The organism is Pseudonocardia sp. DR1-2 (genome assembly GCF_023717215.1).
Lineage (GTDB): Bacteria > Actinomycetota > Actinomycetes > Mycobacteriales > Pseudonocardiaceae > Pseudonocardia > Pseudonocardia alni.
The window spans coordinates 1-1580 of the sequence record NZ_JAMQOF010000020.1; the positions used below are offsets into that span (position 1 = coordinate 1).

Annotated in this window: 3 protein-coding genes; all 3 read right to left on the reverse strand. The window is 72.3% G+C overall.

Annotated features, from left to right (window positions below):
* Positions 1 to 31: 31 nt before the first annotated feature.
* The 3 genes from ND486_RS28690 to ND486_RS28700 all read right to left on the reverse strand — a co-directional run bounded on the left by ND486_RS28690 (position 32) and on the right by ND486_RS28700 (position 1492).
* On the reverse strand, positions 32 to 292 hold the full coding sequence (locus ND486_RS28690; RefSeq protein WP_251787433.1) for a hypothetical protein: 261 nt from the start codon (positions 290 to 292) through the stop codon (positions 32 to 34).
* Positions 293 to 369: 77 nt separating this feature from the next.
* On the reverse strand, positions 370 to 900 hold the full coding sequence (locus ND486_RS28695) for a hypothetical protein (RefSeq protein ID WP_251787434.1): 531 nt from the start codon (positions 898 to 900) through the stop codon (positions 370 to 372).
* A gap of 337 nt (positions 901 to 1237) precedes the next feature.
* On the reverse strand, positions 1238 to 1492 hold the full coding sequence (locus ND486_RS28700) for a hypothetical protein (RefSeq protein ID WP_251787435.1): 255 nt from the start codon (positions 1490 to 1492) through the stop codon (positions 1238 to 1240).
* Positions 1493 to 1580: the final 88 nt, after the last annotated feature.

Sequence of the window (1580 nt, forward strand, 5' to 3'; positions counted from 1 at the left end):
GTGGGCCGCCGCAGGCGTCCGCTCCCCTGTCTCAGCGGCTGTAGCGCTCGGGAAGCATGTCGCGGATCCCGGTCAGCTCGACCTCACCGTCGGCGGTCTCGCCGGGGAACACATACGCCTCGTTTCCCGCGACCTGGACCCGGAACTCCTGGCGCCCCTCGGCCAGGACCCGCGCGTGCAGCGCCTCGACCGCGGCGTCGCGTGCGGTGTCCCAATCCTGGCCTTTTCCGTGGTCGGTCCAGGCCACGTTCTCCGCGCCCGGCCGCAGCACTCCTACCCGCCACTGCTCCATGGATTCGAGGGTGACGCAGTGGGGCCCGGCTGCACCAGCAGCCGGGCCCCACCATCCACAACCGTGGCCGCGTGGACCTACTCGGTCGGGGTCTGTCCACAGGCCAGTAGGTCCTCGGCGATCCGCCACGCGTTCAGCATCGAGGTGTAGGCGACCGCGTCGGCCAGCTCCCAGGTCACCGGGCCGACCTGCATCCGCAGCAACGGCGGCACATCCCGACCCGGCGCCGGGGTCAGCATCGACGCGGTCACCACCGGAGTCCCCGCGAAACGCACCATCGCCGACAGCAGCCACGGCCCCGCCGCCACCGCCGCATCCCGACGGGCCTGGGGCAGAGCGTGCGACAGACCCCGGGCCAACGGAGCGGCGGCGGCCCACTTGTCGGCGATCGTCGCCGCGGTGCGGTGCATGCTCACGTAGACCAGCACGGCGCCCAGCGTGATCCCGAGCTGCTGCTCCGGCGTTCCCGCGAAGCGCATGTCGACCCGGGTCGGAACGAACCCCGCGACCCGCACCGCCAGCGTGCTCACCGACGACAGACCACGCCCAGCGTCCTCCTCGGCGATCGTCTTGTCGGTGGTGGTGATGGTCTGCTGCGCCTTGCCCATGTCGGCCTCCGAACGAGAAGGGCCTGTCGGCCCGGGAACCCCGAAGGGGTGGCGGGGAGCTGTTCCCCCGCCGCCCCTTGGGGCGACCCAGCCCGGCCGGCGAGGCTCGCGGTCAAGGGCCGGACGCAGTCCGGTCGCCGCAGGCGACGCGCAGCGCCCTTGACCGGGAGACCGGCCGTGCTAAGCCACCGGGCCGACAGGCCACGCCGCAGGCGTTCCACCGGGGTCCTCGGCCACGCGGCCATGAGCGGAACTAGGAACTGGCGGGTCCTGGATCGCATCGTCGTAGGGACCCGGCCGTGGTCTCGCGTGATTGATCTCGCTGGTCGAAGCTGGTTCACCCGCGGGCCGCTGCCGAACCGCGGGCCATAGCGTCGTCGACCAGATCGAGGGGCAGGTCAAGTGCCGCGGCGATGCCGTGGGCCAGCTCGGTCATCCTGCCGAGAATGTACGTCGGCGGGCCGATCCACACCTGCGGCCCGTCCACGTCGTCGACGCCGTTCGGGGTGAGCTGGGCATAGTAGAGGTCGCCGTCGAGTCCCCAGGTGCTTGCGTCGTCCCAGCCGTCGAGCAGGAAGGCGTAGATGCTCACGGCCGCCACCCGCCCGGCCGGACCACGGCGGCCCGGTCTTCCACGCGGACCCGGTCGAGGCTCCGGCTGGCGGTCCGGGATCGCTGGG

Coding starts and splice junctions, on each gene's coding strand:
- ND486_RS28690 (WP_251787433.1), bottom strand. CDS start 292: ATGGAGCAGTGGCGGGTAGGAGTGCTGCGGCCGGGCGCGGAGAACGTG.
- ND486_RS28695 (WP_251787434.1), bottom strand. CDS start 900: ATGGGCAAGGCGCAGCAGACCATCACCACCACCGACAAGACGATCGCC.